Source organism: Arthrobacter sp. efr-133-TYG-120, assembly GCF_030209785.1.
Taxonomy (GTDB): domain Bacteria; phylum Actinomycetota; class Actinomycetes; order Actinomycetales; family Micrococcaceae; genus Arthrobacter.
Genome location: NZ_JARVRI010000001.1, coordinates 1 through 14,328 on the forward strand (window position 1 = coordinate 1; position 14,328 = coordinate 14,328).

Annotated in this window: 16 protein-coding genes; 8 read left to right on the forward strand and 8 right to left on the reverse strand. The window is 63.7% G+C overall.

Annotated features, from left to right (window positions below; translation table 11 throughout):
- Positions 1-119 precede the first annotated feature (119 nt).
- The 5 genes from pgsA to QRN51_RS00025 all read right to left on the reverse strand — a co-directional run bounded on the left by pgsA (position 120) and on the right by QRN51_RS00025 (position 5,629).
- Complete coding sequence (pgsA, locus tag QRN51_RS00005; protein WP_284988145.1) at positions 120-749, reverse strand: phosphatidylinositol phosphate synthase; 630 nt, start codon at positions 747-749, stop codon at positions 120-122.
- On the reverse strand, positions 742-1,350 hold the full coding sequence (locus QRN51_RS00010) for an HIT family protein (RefSeq protein WP_059389209.1): 609 nt from the start codon (positions 1,348-1,350) through the stop codon (positions 742-744). Before QRN51_RS00010 ends, pgsA begins: the two co-directional genes overlap by 8 nt.
- 29 nt (positions 1,351-1,379) lie before the next feature.
- Positions 1,380-3,389, reverse strand: a complete 2,010-nt coding sequence (gene thrS / locus QRN51_RS00015) for a threonine--tRNA ligase (protein WP_284988146.1) — start codon at positions 3,387-3,389, stop codon at positions 1,380-1,382.
- Positions 3,390-3,636: 247 nt separating this feature from the next.
- Complete coding sequence (locus tag QRN51_RS00020; protein WP_059389211.1) at positions 3,637-3,921, reverse strand: YegP family protein; 285 nt, start codon at positions 3,919-3,921, stop codon at positions 3,637-3,639.
- A gap of 109 nt (positions 3,922-4,030) precedes the next feature.
- Positions 4,031-5,629 (reverse strand): S53 family peptidase, encoded by a 1,599-nt coding sequence (locus tag QRN51_RS00025; RefSeq protein ID WP_284988147.1) that lies wholly within the window; start codon positions 5,627-5,629, stop codon positions 4,031-4,033.
- A gap of 219 nt (positions 5,630-5,848) precedes the next feature.
- Between QRN51_RS00025 and gad the strand changes: the two genes are divergently transcribed.
- The 4 genes from gad to QRN51_RS00045 all read left to right on the forward strand — a co-directional run bounded on the left by gad (position 5,849) and on the right by QRN51_RS00045 (position 9,411).
- Positions 5,849-7,249, forward strand: coding sequence for a glutamate decarboxylase (gene gad, locus QRN51_RS00030; RefSeq protein ID WP_284988311.1), 1,401 nt, complete (start codon positions 5,849-5,851; stop codon positions 7,247-7,249).
- 46 nt (positions 7,250-7,295) lie between these two features.
- The gene (locus tag QRN51_RS00035) at positions 7,296-8,162 is read left to right on the forward strand and encodes a class II glutamine amidotransferase (protein WP_284988148.1); all 867 of its coding nucleotides are present in this window, start codon (positions 7,296-7,298) and stop codon (positions 8,160-8,162) included.
- An 89-nt stretch (positions 8,163-8,251) separates the two neighbouring features.
- Positions 8,252-8,404, forward strand: coding sequence for a hypothetical protein (locus tag QRN51_RS00040; protein WP_172465612.1), 153 nt, complete (start codon positions 8,252-8,254; stop codon positions 8,402-8,404).
- 116 nt (positions 8,405-8,520) lie between these two features.
- Positions 8,521-9,411, forward strand: a complete 891-nt coding sequence (locus tag QRN51_RS00045) for a helix-turn-helix transcriptional regulator (RefSeq protein WP_284988149.1) — start codon at positions 8,521-8,523, stop codon at positions 9,409-9,411.
- A 15-nt stretch (positions 9,412-9,426) separates the two neighbouring features.
- On the opposite strand, the gene QRN51_RS00050 is transcribed toward QRN51_RS00045, so the two are convergent.
- The 3 genes from QRN51_RS00050 to QRN51_RS00060 all read right to left on the reverse strand — a co-directional run bounded on the left by QRN51_RS00050 (position 9,427) and on the right by QRN51_RS00060 (position 11,819).
- A complete protein-coding gene (locus QRN51_RS00050; protein WP_284988150.1) occupies positions 9,427-9,870 on the reverse strand; it encodes a hypothetical protein in 444 nt (147 codons plus the stop codon).
- Positions 9,871-10,070: 200 nt separating this feature from the next.
- Positions 10,071-11,051 (reverse strand): cation diffusion facilitator family transporter, encoded by a 981-nt coding sequence (locus tag QRN51_RS00055; RefSeq protein WP_284988151.1) that lies wholly within the window; start codon positions 11,049-11,051, stop codon positions 10,071-10,073.
- 36 nt (positions 11,052-11,087) lie between these two features.
- Positions 11,088-11,819: a DUF72 domain-containing protein gene (locus tag QRN51_RS00060; RefSeq protein WP_059389215.1), complete on the reverse strand. Its 732-nt coding sequence runs from the start codon at positions 11,817-11,819 to the stop codon at positions 11,088-11,090.
- 72 nt (positions 11,820-11,891) lie between these two features.
- Here QRN51_RS00060 and QRN51_RS00065 point away from each other — a divergent pair, with 72 nt between their 5' ends.
- The 4 genes from QRN51_RS00065 (at position 11,892) to QRN51_RS00080 (ending at position 13,995) form a co-directional block, all read left to right on the forward strand.
- Positions 11,892-12,101: a hypothetical protein gene (locus tag QRN51_RS00065; protein ID WP_284755563.1), complete on the forward strand. Its 210-nt coding sequence runs from the start codon at positions 11,892-11,894 to the stop codon at positions 12,099-12,101.
- Positions 12,098-12,619: a DUF6328 family protein gene (locus QRN51_RS00070; RefSeq protein WP_307053972.1), complete on the forward strand. Its 522-nt coding sequence runs from the start codon at positions 12,098-12,100 to the stop codon at positions 12,617-12,619. The genes QRN51_RS00065 and QRN51_RS00070 overlap by 4 nt, the downstream gene beginning before the upstream one ends.
- A gap of 278 nt (positions 12,620-12,897) precedes the next feature.
- Complete coding sequence (locus QRN51_RS00075) at positions 12,898-13,176, forward strand: hypothetical protein (protein ID WP_284988152.1); 279 nt, start codon at positions 12,898-12,900, stop codon at positions 13,174-13,176.
- Positions 13,177-13,230: 54 nt separating this feature from the next.
- Positions 13,231-13,995 carry an SRPBCC family protein gene (locus QRN51_RS00080; RefSeq protein WP_284988153.1) on the forward strand — a complete coding sequence of 255 codons (765 nt, stop codon included), beginning with the start codon at positions 13,231-13,233 and terminating at the stop codon, positions 13,993-13,995.
- The last annotated feature ends 333 nt before the right edge of the window (positions 13,996-14,328 follow it).

Consider the following 14,328-nt stretch of genomic DNA (forward strand, 5'->3'; position numbering starts at 1 on the left):
GCCAAACACCCCGCCGCAACCACCACTTCAGACCCACCCGGACATAAACCCGCCCGGAATGAGACACGGGGGTTGACCGCCGTCGCGCAAAGCAGGGCCTGCTACGGGCTAATCACCGCTTAAGCGGGCGTCCCGCCGTCGACGTCTGCCATTGCCTGTTCGCGGACGGCGGCCATCCTTTGGACGACGGTGACTGCCGTTGCGGCGGCGAGGATGACAAGGGTCACCAGCAAGACGACGGGGGGCAGCCCCAGCCCGGTCAGACCGGTGACGAGGAGCACGGAAATAAGCCGCTCAGCGCGCTCGGCGATGCCCACATTGGCGTAGAAGCCCAATGATTCAGCCTTGGCGCGGGCGTACGAAACCACCATCCCGAGCACCAGGCAGCCCAGGGACGCGATAGCAATCGCGCTGTTCCCTCCTCCCGTGAAGAACCAGATTGCGACGCCGGCGAAAATGGCGCCGTCTGCCAGCCGGTCCAGCGTGGAGTCGAGGAAGTTTCCCCACGGGCCGCTGCGTCCCTGTTCCCTTGCCATGATGCCGTCCACGACGTCGGACAGCGCGAAAACGGCGATCAGCAGCGAACCCCACCAGAGCTGGCCCAGGGGGTAGAGAATCAGGGCACCGAGAACTACGCCCGCCGTCCCGACGACGGTAACGGCGTCGGGCGAGACCCCCACCTTGAGCAGGAACCGGGCCAGGGGCGAGAACAGCCCGGTGAAGAACCCGCGGGCGTGCCGATTAAGCATCCGGCTCCCCGGACAGATCCGACTCTTCCGGCCAGGCGTCGGCCACTTGCTGGCGGACCTCGTCAAGGGTCTGGGTGACGGCCTTCGTCTGGGCGATGATGGGGAAAAAGTTACCGTCCCCGCCCCAGCGCGGAACTACGTGCTGATGCAGGTGGGCTGCGATGCCCGCCCCGCCGGCCACACCTTGGTTCATGCCCAGGTTGAAGCCGCTCGGGTTGGCCACCTTGCGCAGCACCCGCATCGCGGTCTGCGTGAGCTCCGCCATTTCCGCCGTTTCCTGCACGGTAATGTCCGTGTAGTCCGGAACATGCCGGTACGGGCACACGAGCAAGTGACCGGGGTTGTACGGGAACAAATTGAGGACCACGTAGCACGTCTTGCCGCGGCGCACGATGAGGGATTCCTTGTCCGTGCGGCTCGGAGCCACGCAGAACGGGCAGTCGTCCTCGTTCTTGAACTGGTTCTGCCCACCCTTGATGTAGGCCAGGCGGTGCGGAGTCCACAGGCGTTGGAAGGCATCAGGAACACCTGCCAGGCCGAAGTCGTCAGTCACTTCGGCATCGCCCGGATAGTCAGCTGTCACGCCCGTGTTCTCCTGCATTTTTCCTGGCCCCCGCGGTGTCCGACTCGTCAGCTCTCGCGGTTCTTGACGGCGTCCACGATCCTTCGGACGGCCTCGGCAACGGGCACACCGTTGTCTTGGCTGCCGTCACGGAAGCGGAACGACACCGCACCGGCCTCTGCGTCCTCTCCGCCGGCAATGAGGACGAACGGAATCTTGTCCTTGCTCGCGGTGCGGATCTTCTTTGGGAAGCGGTCCGAGGAAATGTCCACTTCGGCACGGATACCCGCAGCCTTGAGCTGGCCAACGACGTCGAACATGTAGTCGTTGAACGCCTCAGCCACCGGAATGCCGACCACCTGCACGGGCGAGAGCCACGCGGGGAAAGCTCCCGCGTAGTGCTCGGTGAGGACGCCCATGAAACGCTCTACCGAGCCGAACAGCGCGCGGTGGATCATGACGGGGCGCTGGCGTGTGCCGTCGGCAGCCTGGAACTCCAACTCAAAACGCTCAGGCAGGTTGAAGTCCAGCTGGATGGTGGACATCTGCCAGGTGCGGCCCAACGCGTCCTTCGCCTGCACGGAGATCTTGGGGCCGTAGAACGCGGCTCCACCCGGATCCGGAACAAGTTCCAGCCCCGAGGCCTCGGCTACTTCTGCCAAGGTGCGTGTGGCTTCTTCCCAGGCGGCGTCTTCCCCAACGAACTTGTCTTCGTTCTTGGTGGACAGTTCAAGGTAGAAGTCGTCCAGTCCGTAGTCCTTGAGGAGGCCAAGGACAAAGTTCAAGGTGGTGGTGAGCTCGTCCTTCATCTGTTCGCGGGTGCAGTAGATGTGGGCGTCGTCCTGTGTCATGCCGCGCACGCGGGTCAGACCATGGACAACACCGGACTTCTCGTAGCGATACACAGAGCCGAATTCGAAGAGCCGCAGGGGCAGTTCCCGGTAGGAGCGGCCGCGCGAACGGAAGATGAGGTTGTGCATCGGACAGTTCATCGGCTTCAGGTAGTAGTCCTGGCCGGGCTTGCGCACGGTGCCGTCGTCGTTCAGTTCCGCGTCGATGTGCATCGCCGGGAACATGCCTTCCCTGTACCAGTCAAGGTGGCCGGAGACCTCGTAGAGGTGTCCCTTGGTGATGTGCGGGGTGTAGACGAACTCGTATCCGGCGTCCACGTGGCGCTGGCGCGAATAGTCCTCCATCGCCTTGCGGATGATCCCGCCCTTCGGGTGGAACACCGGCAGTCCGGAGCCCAGCTCATCCGGGAAGGAAAACAGGTCAAGTTCCGCGCCGAGCTTGCGGTGATCTCGGCGCTCGGCCTCGGCGATGCGCTCCTGGTACGCCTTCAGCGCATCCTTGGTGGGCCAAGCGGTGCCGTAGATACGCTGCAACTGCTGGTTGTTCTGGTTGCCCAGCCAGTACGCCGCCGAGGAGCGGGTCAGGGCGAAAGCGTTGGAGATCAGTTTGGTGTTGGGCAGGTGCGGGCCTCGGCAGAGATCGCACCAGACGCTGTCGCCGCTCTTGCGATCCACATTGTCGTAGATGGTGATGTCCCCGGCGCCCACCTCGACGTTGACGCCCTCTCCGGCGTCGGCGGCGTCGTTCTTCTTGCCCAGCAGTTCAAGCTTGTAAGGCTCGCCCTTCATGGCCTCGCGGGCTTCGTCCTCGGTGACGACGCGGCGCACGAACTTCTGGTTCTGGTTGATGATCTTCTGCATCATCTTCTCAAGCTGCCGCAGGTCTTCAGGAGTGAAGGGCTCGGCGACATCGAAATCGAAGTAGAAGCCGTCTGTGATGTAGGGACCGATTCCGAGCTTGGCGTCCGGACGAAGCTGCTGCACAGCCTGGGCCATCACGTGCGCGGTGGAGTGGCGGAGGACGTTCAGGCCGTCCGGCGAGTCGATGGTGATGCCGTCAACCTGGGCACCCTCGGGCAGCACTTGGTCGAGGTCCTTGAGTTCGCCGTCGACTCGGGCCACAACGACGTCGCGGCGCTCAAAGAAGAGTTCCGCGCCGGTGGTCCCCTCCGTCACCTTGGTCTCTTCGCCATCGACGATGAGGGTGATCTGCTGGGCATCTGACACGGGTGTCTCCTATTCATTGATAAGGCTTCATAGCTTGTGGCGTACGGGGACCACAGCCAGCCATCGTCCATCGTATCCGCTCGGGCTGGGGCAGCCAAAGCAGGCGCAGGCGTGCCGTTTCCCCCCCCGAGGAGACTTGGCGGGACGGCATTTTCGGCATGCGTCATTGCAGCCCGTTCAATCCGTAACGGAGTGCCCTGTGGGAACTGGAGTGCGGGGCGGTTTGCGAACCCGCGCTATCGCAGGGCTACAAGCGGCCTGCTGCGCTTCTCACTTCGTGCTTCCGCCATGCGGGTTGGTGGAACAGATGCAAGTGGTGGGCCTGACGCTCAAGGGACGGCGTCCACCGTCCGTGGCTCCTGTCCTTGATGAGGGCTGTTCCGGCGATCTCCCGGAGCGTGGATATCCCGCGGACAGCCGATTGTTTGGTGGCAAAGGTCGTAGACATCGCCAGGATCTCGCCTTCACCGTCGCGCAGTGCAATCCTGTACCCATCGTTGGGTCCATCGACCAGCTCAAAGTATCCAGCCATTGTGTAGCCTCCTTTGAAACCTGAGGTTGTAAAGGACACCAACCAGTTTACCGAGTCAAAGCCGTGTTGTGGCGGGTTTTGGACCGCCGCAATGGCTCCGGCAGGTCCACTAAGCCTTGGCTTGGAGCAACGCAAGGAGGGCACTGCCGTCCGGACTGCCCAGGCCTGTGCAGGGATCCCAACCGGTCCCGGCGTGGTAGCTTCCATTGGAGCCTGAGGTGATGTCATGGAAGCCCGACGCCGGTTGCTTGCCGTTTTGGTAAAGCAGCGGCTGGATCAGGCCGAAGCGCCTGTTGGTGGCCTGGGCGAGCCGGGCGACGAGGGCCGCCCAGAGCGGCGCCACCGCACTTGTTCCACCGATCACCATGTCTTTCCCGTCGACGCGCACCTGATAGCCGGTCTGCGGGTCGGCAACGCCGCTGACATCGGGGACGCCCCTTCCGGCCTTCTTGGGCACAGGCTTGTGCTTGGCGTGCCCCGGGATCCCCGACTGCCAGGAGGGCGCCGGAAAGACGTCGCTGAATCCTCCGCCGGTAGCCGAGTTGGGTCCGTCGTTCCAGACCGTTTCCGCCCTGATGACACCTGTTGCGGTGTCCGCTTGAAGTCTGGTTCCGCCGCAGGCCAGCACATGCGGGCTCGACGCCGGGAAATCGGCGTGATCCTTGTTGTCGGTTGCGCCGTCGGCACTGCCGTTGTCCCCAGCTGCCGCTGTCACCGTCACGCCGAGGGCCGCGGCGTCGGCCATGGCCTGGTCGAAAGCCGTCCGGGCTTGGCCGGTCCAGGCGTCTTCGCTCTGGCCCCAGCTGATGCTGATCGCGGCCGGCGTCGGGGTTGCATGCGAGGCAGCGACAATCGCATCCAGGAACCCGGCGTCGGTGTTGGGGGCGAAATAGACCAATATGTTGGCCTTTGGCGCCAAGGCGCCGACCACCTCGATGTCCAGCAGGACTTCCCCGTCGGCGCCCGACGGATCCTGCCCCGGCTGGTTCGCCCCGCCGTCGACTCCCACCGCGGTGACGCTTGGCGTGGGGATACCAAGGCCCAGGAAGTACGTGTCAAGGTCTTGCTGCCCGTAGCCGCCACCCAACTCGAGGATGGCAACGGTTTGGCCCGTCCCGTCCGTTCCCGCAGGGAAATTGTAGATCCTTCCCAGCTGCGGCGGGGTGTAGCTCGCAGCGGCCGCAGCGAGGGGAATGGCGCGGAATTGGGCGCGGGCCTGCGGCCGGTCGTCAAGGCCGAGGACGGCAACGATGACGCCGTCGAGGGCCGCAGGGACGTGGAGGCCTCCGGTGCGGTGCCGGTGGGTGATAGCGGTACCGTCCGGGCTTCGGCTGGTCAGCTCGTCCAGGGATGTCCCGAAAATGCTGCTCATCTGCTCCACGGTTCCGGCCAGCCGAATCCTGCGGCTGGCCGCGTCCGACTCCACGACGTCGAGACCAAGGTTGGTGAAAGTGCCTACTGCAAGATCCAGGTCTGCGGCCGATGCGCCGTATCGGGAGGCAAGTTCGTCCCGCGAAAGCACAGCGGACGGCACCTCGGGCATTTCTTCCTGGCGCCTCAGGATGACTGTCGCTTCGATCCGATGGGAAGGATCGACAGGGCCGAGAATGTCCCGGAGGCCCGGGGCGGGAGCCCTGTCCGATCCTGGCAGCGGAACGCTTTGCGTCTCCCCCGGCCGACGATCTTCTGGAGTGTCCTGCATCGACATTGGTGCCTCCTAGCCTCAGGGTGACAGAGCTCCGTCCCCTGCGATTATGCACCAGGAGTCACTTTGGCACCATGGCCTGGAAGGCCACAGGCTGCGACGATCTGAACGATGGCGGCTCCCGAAAGTGCTTGGGTACGGCGTACGCACGCGGTAGCGTGGGGCCTTGGCGGGCCATGCCACCGCAGCGGCTCGCGCAGCGGCGAGTCAAAGGAGCGAACCATCAATAGGTCACACCGAACATCAGCCCATGAACCCGACACTGCAGTAGAGCTGAACCCCGTCTTCAGCCGACCGGGAGAATCCAGTATTTTTCCACGATTCACCATTCCGGACGGTGAGTCCCTTCCGTCGACCGCCTATCAGGTTGTCCACGACGAAGCCATGTTGGACGGCAACTCCCGCTTGAACCTGGCCACATTCGTTGGAACGTGGATGGAACCGGAAGCGTCGAAACTGTACGCAGAGACGTTCGACAAGAACATGATCGACAAGGACGAGTACCCGCAGACGGCGTTGATCGAAACCCGTTGCTGGCGGATGCTCGCAGACTTGTGGAACGCACCCGATCCCGCCAAGTCAGTCGGAACCTCAACGATCGGTTCTTCCGAGGCGTGCATGCTCGGCGGCCTGGCCTTGAAACGCCGCTGGCAGCACGCACGGAGGGCGGCCGGCCTGTCCACGTACAAACCCAACCTGGTCCTCAGCTCGGCCGTCCAAGTGTGCTGGGAGAAGTTCTGCAACTACTGGGACGTGGAGGCCCGCTTCGTTCCGGTGTCGCAGGAACACCAAATGCTGGACGGCTACGAGCTGGACAAGTACGTCGATGAGAACACCATCGGCGTTGTCGCGATCATGGGCGTGACCTACACGGGGGTTTATGAACCCGTCGAGAAGATCTCGGCGGCGTTGGACGAGATCCAGGCAAAGCGGGGCCTTGATATTCCGATCCACGTCGACGGCGCCTCCGGAGCCATGGTTGCACCTTTCCTGCAACGGGAGACCGTCTGGGACTTCCGCCTGCCGCGGGTTGCCTCGATCAACACCTCCGGCCACAAGTACGGCTTGGTCTACCCCGGCCTCGGCTGGATTATCTGGCGTGACGAGCAGGCACTCCCCGAGGACCTGATTTTCCATGTCAGTTACCTGGGCGGGAACATGCCGAGCTTCGCCCTGAACTTCTCACGCCCCGGCGCCCAGGTGCTCCTTCAGTACTACCTGTTCCTCCGGCTCGGATACGAGGGATACAAATCCGTCCAGGCAACCTCCCGGGACGTGGCGCTCTATCTCTCCAGTGAAATAGGGGCAATGGAGGCGTTCACTTTGTGGAGCGACGGATCCGACATTCCTGTATTTGCCTGGCAACTCACCGACGGCTACACGGAGAATTGGAACCTTCACCACTTGTCCGAAAGGCTGCGGATGAATGGGTGGCTCGTCCCCGCCTACCCCATGCCGGAAGGATTGAGCGAGATCACAGTCCAACGGATCGTTGTCCGCAACGGGTTCACCCGCGACCTCGCATCCAGTTTCCTGGCCGATCTCAAGAAAGAAGTCGCCTACCTGGACGGCCTCACGGCACCGATGCCCGCCGGTGGGCAGACCCAGGCGTTCCACCACTAGCCAGCAGCAGCTTCGCCGCCAGACGATTGAAGGAAGGATGCGTGCCATGTGCCGATTGTTCGGCTTGCATGCCGGTTCGCAAGCAGTCCGGGCCACTTTCTGGCTTTTGGACGCCCCGGACAGCCTCGCTGACCAGAGCCGGCGCGAGCCCGACGGCGCCGGCATAGGCACCTTTGACGGTGACGGCAAGGCCCATGTCGCCAAGCAGCCGCTCGCCGCATGGGAGGACCACGCCTTTGCACGTGAAGCACGGGTCCTGAAGAGCACGACATTCCTGGCCCATGTGCGATATGCCAGCACCGGCGCGCACACCATGGTCAACACGCACCCTTTCGAGCAGGACGGGAGGTTGTTCGCCCACAACGGCGCCTTCGGCGATCTTGAGCGGTTGGACCAGCGGCTGGCGGAGTCCGGAGTCGCGGATCTGGTGAAGGGCCAAACAGACAGTGAGCGCCTCTTCGCCTTGATCACCGCGGAGAGCAGAAGAGCGGATGGCGACGTCGGCGAAGGTATCATCCGAGCGATCAGCTGGATCGCCAAGGAACTGCCGGTGTTCAGCTTGAACCTCATCCTGACGACGGCGAGCGACGTTTGGGCAGTCAGGTATCCGGACACGCATGAGCTTCACATTCTGGAGAGGCTTCCTGCCCGCTCGGCCGAGGCGGCTCCCCTGGACGCACGGAGCTCCCGGATCCGCGCCCACAGTAGGGAGGCCTCGCGTGCAGGACACGTCCTCATCGCCACCGAGCCGATGGATGACAACCCCGAGTGGAGAGCGCTTCCCGGTGGTGCCCTGGTCCACGTCAGTCCGGATCTGGCTGTGACCATCAGCCACCCCTTCCCGGAGGCTCCCGCACATCCCCTTACGCTGGCCGATCTCTCCCCCTCCGCGGCCGCATCCCAGAAACCGTGATCCTCGAACACAAAACGTCGCCCGGCGACTTAGCCTGGAGCTCGCGTGTTCATCGCGCCCGTGGGCCCTGCCGCACATAAGATCGATCCATGACCGCTGAAGTCGAATCCGAAACCGCCTTCGTCCCGGCCGTCCAACTCGACGGGCAAATGAGCATCAACGACGTCCTGCTGGAGTTGGGGCGGGAACCCGTGGTGTATCCGTCCGCGAACGCCGATGCGGGCGATTTCCACATTTTCTAGCACGACGCCCGGATCCCGGACGACGTCGGGGTCCTCACCGCTGCCGGGAGGTGTCGTTGATAGAGGTACTGTCAGGGACTCCCTCAGGGCGCTGCGAGGTCACTATCGTTGATCGCATGGACAACCGCAACGACGCTCGCGACTTCCTTGCTTCCCGGCGCGCGAAGATCACCCCCGAACAGGCAGGGCTGCCGACGTCGGGCGGCAATCGGCGAGTACCAGGGCTCCGTCGCGGCGAAGTCGCGACCCTCGCCGGAGTGAGCGTTGAGTATTACACCCGGCTCGAACGCGGGAACCTTGCGGGAGTGTCCGAGAGCGTCTTGGAGGCACTGGCGAGGGCCCTCCAACTCGACGAGGCTGAGAGTGCGCACCTGTTCGATCTGGCGCGTACCGCCGGAACAAGCAAGAGGCAGCGTCGATCCGCACCACAGCAGGTCCGGCCAAGTGTGCAGTTCGCCCTTGACGCCATTACTGACGCGCCGGCATTCGTCCGCAACGCCCGCATGGACATCCTTGCCGCCAACAAGCTCGGCCTTGCTTTGCATTCCGAGATGTACGTCAACCCGGTCCGGCCCGCCAACTACGCACGCTTCATATTCCTGGATGAAGAACGGGCCCGGCGGTTCTTCCCGGATTGGGAACTCGCCGCCAACAATATGGTTGCCATCCTCCGCACCGAGGCCGGCCGCGACCCCTTCGACCGCGGGCTGAGAGACCTTGTAGGAGAGCTTTCCACCCGAAGCGATGAATTCCGCACTCGCTGGGCCGCGCACAACGTGCGCCGCCACTACAGCGGTTTCAAGCATTTCCACCACCCCGTGGTGGGTGAACTCCGCCTACTTTTCGAGGCAATGGAATTGTCGGCGGACACCGGCCTCTCGCTGTTCATCTACCCTGCAGAACCTGGCTCCCCCTCTGCAGACGCCCTGCGCCTCCTCGCGAGCTGGGCAGCCACCCAGGAAGTGGCGGAGCAACCTCAAGCCGCACCTACGGCAGGTGGGGCGTGATCGCAACCGGTTAGCCTATGGTCTCGGGTCCCGGCGTCCCTCCCCGTCGCCTCGGTCGTCGTCGCGTTCCCGTCGGATTTCGTCGTCGTCCCGGTCCCGGCGGCTTCCCGCACTATCCGGATCCGAGCGGTTGCCGGCATCCGGGTCCAACTCTTCTGCCCGCCGCAACCTGTCCTGCGAGACTTCGTTGGCGCGCTCGGCGGCTTTCTGCTTGTCCGCGGCCTCCCGGTGCAAGCGTTCCGCCTCGCTCTCGGCGCGCGCGGCGTCTGCGGCCGCCCGAGCGGCCTCGGCGCTGCGCTCATGAGCTCCGAGGGCGTCGGCACGGGCTTTCTCGCGGAGGTCCGCAGCGCGCTTGCGGTTAGCGGCGTTCTTCGCGCGGCGCCCATAAACGACGACGGCGACGATCACCGCGATGATCACGACCGCCACCACGATCCAAATCCAAAGTTGACCGTCCATTGGAACTCCCCTCGAAAATTGACTGTGCCTCCGCAACGCCGGTGTTATCGATCGGCCGACCCTGCCGTTGGCCAGCCGGGATCGGAGTCCTCGGACAGCGCGCGGATGCTGGTCCCTTGAGTCAACAACTTTGTGTGAACCATGACGCGAGTAGCTTGTACTTGTTTTCCCGGAGGTTCAAGCGGACTGACGGTCCTGGTTTACTCCACGGCCGGCGACGGACGCCGAACGCCGAAGGACAGCGAGGGCTCGTCGGGGGTAGCGAGGGTCAGGACGGCCTCCTCGACGGTCTCCTCGTCCTCGAGTTCCCGTTCCACGCGGCGCAGCGCGATGGCCACTTCGTGCTCCCGGAGGTCGCCGGTGATATCCACTGCGGCCACGAGGTACAACTTGCGCGGACCGACAAACTCCAGGTGAAGATATGTCAGGCGCTCGATTTCCCGGTGTTCCATGACCCTGATCGCCATCGACTTCTCGAGTTCCGGAGTGACGCCCTGGCCGACAAGGAAGCGACGATTGCGATCTATCAGCGCTACGGCGATGACACCGAGAAGAATGCCGACAAATATGGATCCGAGCGCATCCGGAAGTGGTGATCCAGTGAGCTGGTGCAGGAAGATTCCCAAGAAGGCAATGAGCAGGCCTATGAGCGCGGCGCTATCCTCCGCGAAGACTGCACGCATGGTGGGATCTGAACTCTTGAGCACTTGCTCCAAGGTCCGGCGTTCGAGCTCCCGTGCGGACTTGCGGGCCTGCCGGAATGCCTGGACGAACGAACCCCCTTCCAGGACGAACGATACCGCCAAGACAATATAGGCGACCGCGAAATCACCGGCGGGCTCCGGCGCGAAAAGCTGTTGGATGCCGTGCATCACGGAAACAACGGCGCCTGCGGTGAACAAGCCAAAGGCGGCAAACATCGACCACACGTATGCTTCCCTGCCGTAGCCCATCGGATGGGCCACGTCCCGCTTCTTCGAGGATCTCCTCTCGGCCACCAGCAGGAAGACCTGGTTTCCCGTGTCCGCCCAGGAGTGGGCGGACTCAGCGATCATCGAAGCGGAGCCGGTAAGCACGGCGGCGACAGTCTTTGCGACCGCAACAAGAAGGTTTGCCGCAAAAGCCAAGATCACGGTCATGAGGGATGAAGCTGGCATCCTGACCTTCTTGGTTTCAACCATGGAAACTACCGTACCCAACAACCATGGAGTCCACGCCTAGTGGTTGCCGAGGAAGGAACGGAGGGTGCGGGCATTACGGACCGCGTTACCGCCGCCGTCGTTATTGAAATAGACGAAAACCTCCTTGCCCGCCGTCTCCCATTCCGCAATTCGGTCGGTCCACCAGCGCAGGTCCTGATCGGAGTATGAACCTCCATAAAGGTGGTGGTGATCCGGCCCATGCATCCTGATGTAGACAAACGGCGCCGTCGCTCGGAGGACGCACGGGAGCTCCGCCCCGCTCATGATGCAATAGGCCGTCCGGTGCTTTTCAAGCAACTCGTAGACAGCCTCGTCATGCCAGCTGTCATGGCGGAATTCGACGGCGACCTTGATCCACTCGGGGAGGAGGCCAAGGAAATAGGCCAGCCGGCCGTCGTCGCGCTCCATTCCCGGCGGCAACTGGACCAGCAGGACCCCACGCCTGTCCCCGAGCTCATGCCACGCCGAGGTGATCCTGCCGATCCAGGCTTCGGGTGCGTAAAGGCGCTTGCCATGGGTGAGCCCACGGGGCGCCTTGACCGAAAACACGAACCCTTCAGGTAGGCGGCGTCGCCAACTGGCGAACGATGAATCGCGCGGCCAACGATAGAAACTCGCGTTGAGTTCGACGGTCTCGAATTGCTGCACGTAGTAATCGAGCCGGTTGCGGGAGGGGGTGCCGGCGGGATAGAGCACGTGGTCCCAGTGGTCGTAACTCCACCCCGACGTCCCTACGTGGGTTGCCATCCGGCCAGCCTATGGTCGAAGTCGCCGAATAAGTAAGCTGATTGATATTCGGAATCGATGAGAGGTTGGTCGATGGCCATGCGATTCGGGTCGATTTTCGGGCTGATCGTGGTGATCTGGCTCGTCATAGGAGCAGTAGCGGCCGGACAGCGAGGCTACTTCAGCGCCGTCCCGGCGCAGTGCTCCCAGTTCGCAACGATTAGCCTGAATATTGTTGCCGGTCCCTTGAACTACATGGGACTGAATCCCGTGGCAGGCTGCGAACTGCCGCGGCCGTCGTGAGCGGACCGGAAGATCCCCTGTTCCCCGGGCCGGCTCCCGACACCAGGCACGAGTCCGAGGACCAACGGATGGACCGAAACTGGAATGAGCTGCTCCAGGAGATGCGCGTCCTCCAGACGGGCGTGCAGATTATCGGCGGCTTCCTGCTGACCCTGCCGTTCCAGCAGCGATTCGGCACGCTCACAGAGATGCAAAAATGGTGGTTTCTCCTGCTGGTTGTCCTGGCGACCATGACCACCGGGCTCATGCTCGTTCCGGTAAGCCTGCACCGGCGGCTCTTCCAGCATCACGTCAAGTACCGGCTGGTGGCTGCAGGCGACAAGATCGTCAAGGCCGTCGTGGCGTGTGTGTCCCTGCTGATCGCCGGGTGCGCCGGACTGATCTTCAGCGTTGCCGTGGGGCCTGAGGCCGGCCTCGCCGCGGGCGGCAGCATCCTTGTCGCCCTCGCGGCGCTCGTGCTGCTGTACCCGCTGCTTTCCTGGTCTCCCCGGCGCCGGAAGGCCGGGCAGAAACGATAGTTCGAGGCCCTGACGCCGGCCTAGTCTAGGCCTTCTCGATCGACATAGTAAGTTTGCTGATCAATTTTCCCGAATCCATGGACAAGTGACCTCCCGGCCTACTAGTTTCGATGTGGTAACAGGCTTGAACGGGCGTCGACAGAGGGCCGGAGGCCTTCTGTCCGGGGCCATGGGCCTGCATCCAAGGCCGGCTTCCGGTCACCGACGGAAGCCGTCCTGGGTAGCGGGTCATGATTTTCCACCAACAAGTTCAACCAATACGGAAGGACGGCATGGAAATGGACGAGCAGCATGGAGCCGAGGAAGAGGCAGCCGGAGGCTACGGAACTCCGACGCCGGAACAAGAAACAGCAGGACGGGGGGCCCGGCAGGCGAATCAGGGCGGGCACAACGGATCAGCCGCGGTGCCATCGGCCGACGCCGAGCTGGATGAGTCGAACTCCGAGGGAAGCAAGGCAGGGACTTCCTTCTCATCCGAACCGAAGGGCGATGCGACAGGACTGCCCGAGGATAAGTCCCCGAAAGACGACGACGGCGAAACATTCGACGCCGGCTAGATCGCCAAAGCCCAGCTACATCCGCAGCAACAAGCGCTAGCAAGGAGAATGAACATGGCTACGGTCAACCGAACAATCGACGTGGAAGTTCCCGTTTCAGTGGCTTACAACCAATGGACCCAGTTCGAGTCGTTCCCGGAATTCATGAAGGGCGTCGAAGCGGTCGAACAAATCGACGAGACAGCCCTGCATTTTTCCACCAACGTCGGCGGCGTCAAGCGCGGCTTTAACGCCCAAATCCTTGAGCAGGTCCCGGATTCCCTGGTCAGCTGGGCCAGCGTCGACGGACCAAGGAACGCCGGCACCGTAAGCTTCGAACCACTTGGCGCGGACCGTACCCGCGTGAGCGTGGAGATCGAATGGGAGCCGGAGGGCTTTGCCGAAAAGGCCGGCTCGATGGTGGGCATCGACGATATGCGGGTTTCAGCCGACCTCGACAAGTTCAAGAAATTCATCGAGGAGCGAGGCTACGAGACTGGCGCTTGGCGCGGTTCCGTGGCCGCCGGCGACGTCGACGACTCCGGCTCAGCAGCCACCCCTGTTGAGGCCACGTCGGAGCTGCCCGCCGTCGACCCTGATTTGACGGCCCCTGCCGCTATGGAAGCGGCCGACGGCGGTGACGCGACTCGCGTCGGACAATACACCGAGGGCGACTACGGCACGGAGCGGGTCGCGGATCTGCCCGCCGAGCGGATCGAAGGCGACTACACCACGGAAGAAACGCCTCGTGACCCTTCCGTGGAACGCGGCGCCGAAGCGTGGCCTGCCACGGAAGCCGGTCCGGGCACAGAAACAGGTCCTCGTCCGTCGGACCGCTGAGCCCCGTGGGGTCGGCCACGAGCAGGCCGGCCCCACGGACGTCCGCCCGAACTTCATTGACGATTCGAGAAGCAAACAATGAGCGAGTTCCCTCCCGACCCGACGCGCGACCCTAACGCTGACCCTACCCGGGAGCCCGGCCCAAGCCCGACGCCGGAGCCGGTGCCGTTGCCTGAACCAGGGCCGACGCCCGTACCGGCCCCGGGTCCGGACCCCGGACCCGGACCCCGCCCGGGAACCCCCGAGCCGGTTCCGCTGCCCGAGCCGGGGCCTTCCCCTGTCCCCGAGCCGGGCCCGGACCTTCCCTTCCCGCCCTCGCGGCCCTTGGGAGAG

Excerpts from the sequence above, each read along its gene's own strand:
- QRN51_RS00020 (WP_059389211.1), bottom strand. The coding sequence starts at position 3,921 with ATGGCTGGATACTTTGAGCTGGTCGATGGACCCAACGATGGGTACAGG.
- QRN51_RS00035 (WP_284988148.1), top strand. The coding sequence starts at position 7,296 with ATGTGCCGATTGTTCGGCTTGCATGCCGGTTCGCAAGCAGTCCGGGCC.
- QRN51_RS00050 (WP_284988150.1), bottom strand. The coding sequence starts at position 9,870 with ATGGACGGTCAACTTTGGATTTGGATCGTGGTGGCGGTCGTGATCATC.
- pgsA (WP_284988145.1), bottom strand. The coding sequence starts at position 749 with ATGCTTAATCGGCACGCCCGCGGGTTCTTCACCGGGCTGTTCTCGCCC.
- QRN51_RS00060 (WP_059389215.1), bottom strand. The coding sequence starts at position 11,819 with ATGGCAACCCACGTAGGGACGTCGGGGTGGAGTTACGACCACTGGGAC.
- QRN51_RS00045 (WP_284988149.1), top strand. The coding sequence starts at position 8,521 with ATGGACAACCGCAACGACGCTCGCGACTTCCTTGCTTCCCGGCGCGCG.
- QRN51_RS00025 (WP_284988147.1), bottom strand. The coding sequence starts at position 5,629 with ATGTCGATGCAGGACACTCCAGAAGATCGTCGGCCGGGGGAGACGCAA.
- QRN51_RS00080 (WP_284988153.1), top strand. The coding sequence starts at position 13,231 with ATGGCTACGGTCAACCGAACAATCGACGTGGAAGTTCCCGTTTCAGTG.
- QRN51_RS00040 (WP_172465612.1), top strand. The coding sequence starts at position 8,252 with ATGACCGCTGAAGTCGAATCCGAAACCGCCTTCGTCCCGGCCGTCCAA.
- QRN51_RS00055 (WP_284988151.1), bottom strand. The coding sequence starts at position 11,051 with ATGGTTGAAACCAAGAAGGTCAGGATGCCAGCTTCATCCCTCATGACC.
- QRN51_RS00010 (WP_059389209.1), bottom strand. The coding sequence starts at position 1,350 with ATGCAGGAGAACACGGGCGTGACAGCTGACTATCCGGGCGATGCCGAA.
- QRN51_RS00065 (WP_284755563.1), top strand. The coding sequence starts at position 11,892 with ATGGCCATGCGATTCGGGTCGATTTTCGGGCTGATCGTGGTGATCTGG.
- QRN51_RS00075 (WP_284988152.1), top strand. The coding sequence starts at position 12,898 with ATGGACGAGCAGCATGGAGCCGAGGAAGAGGCAGCCGGAGGCTACGGA.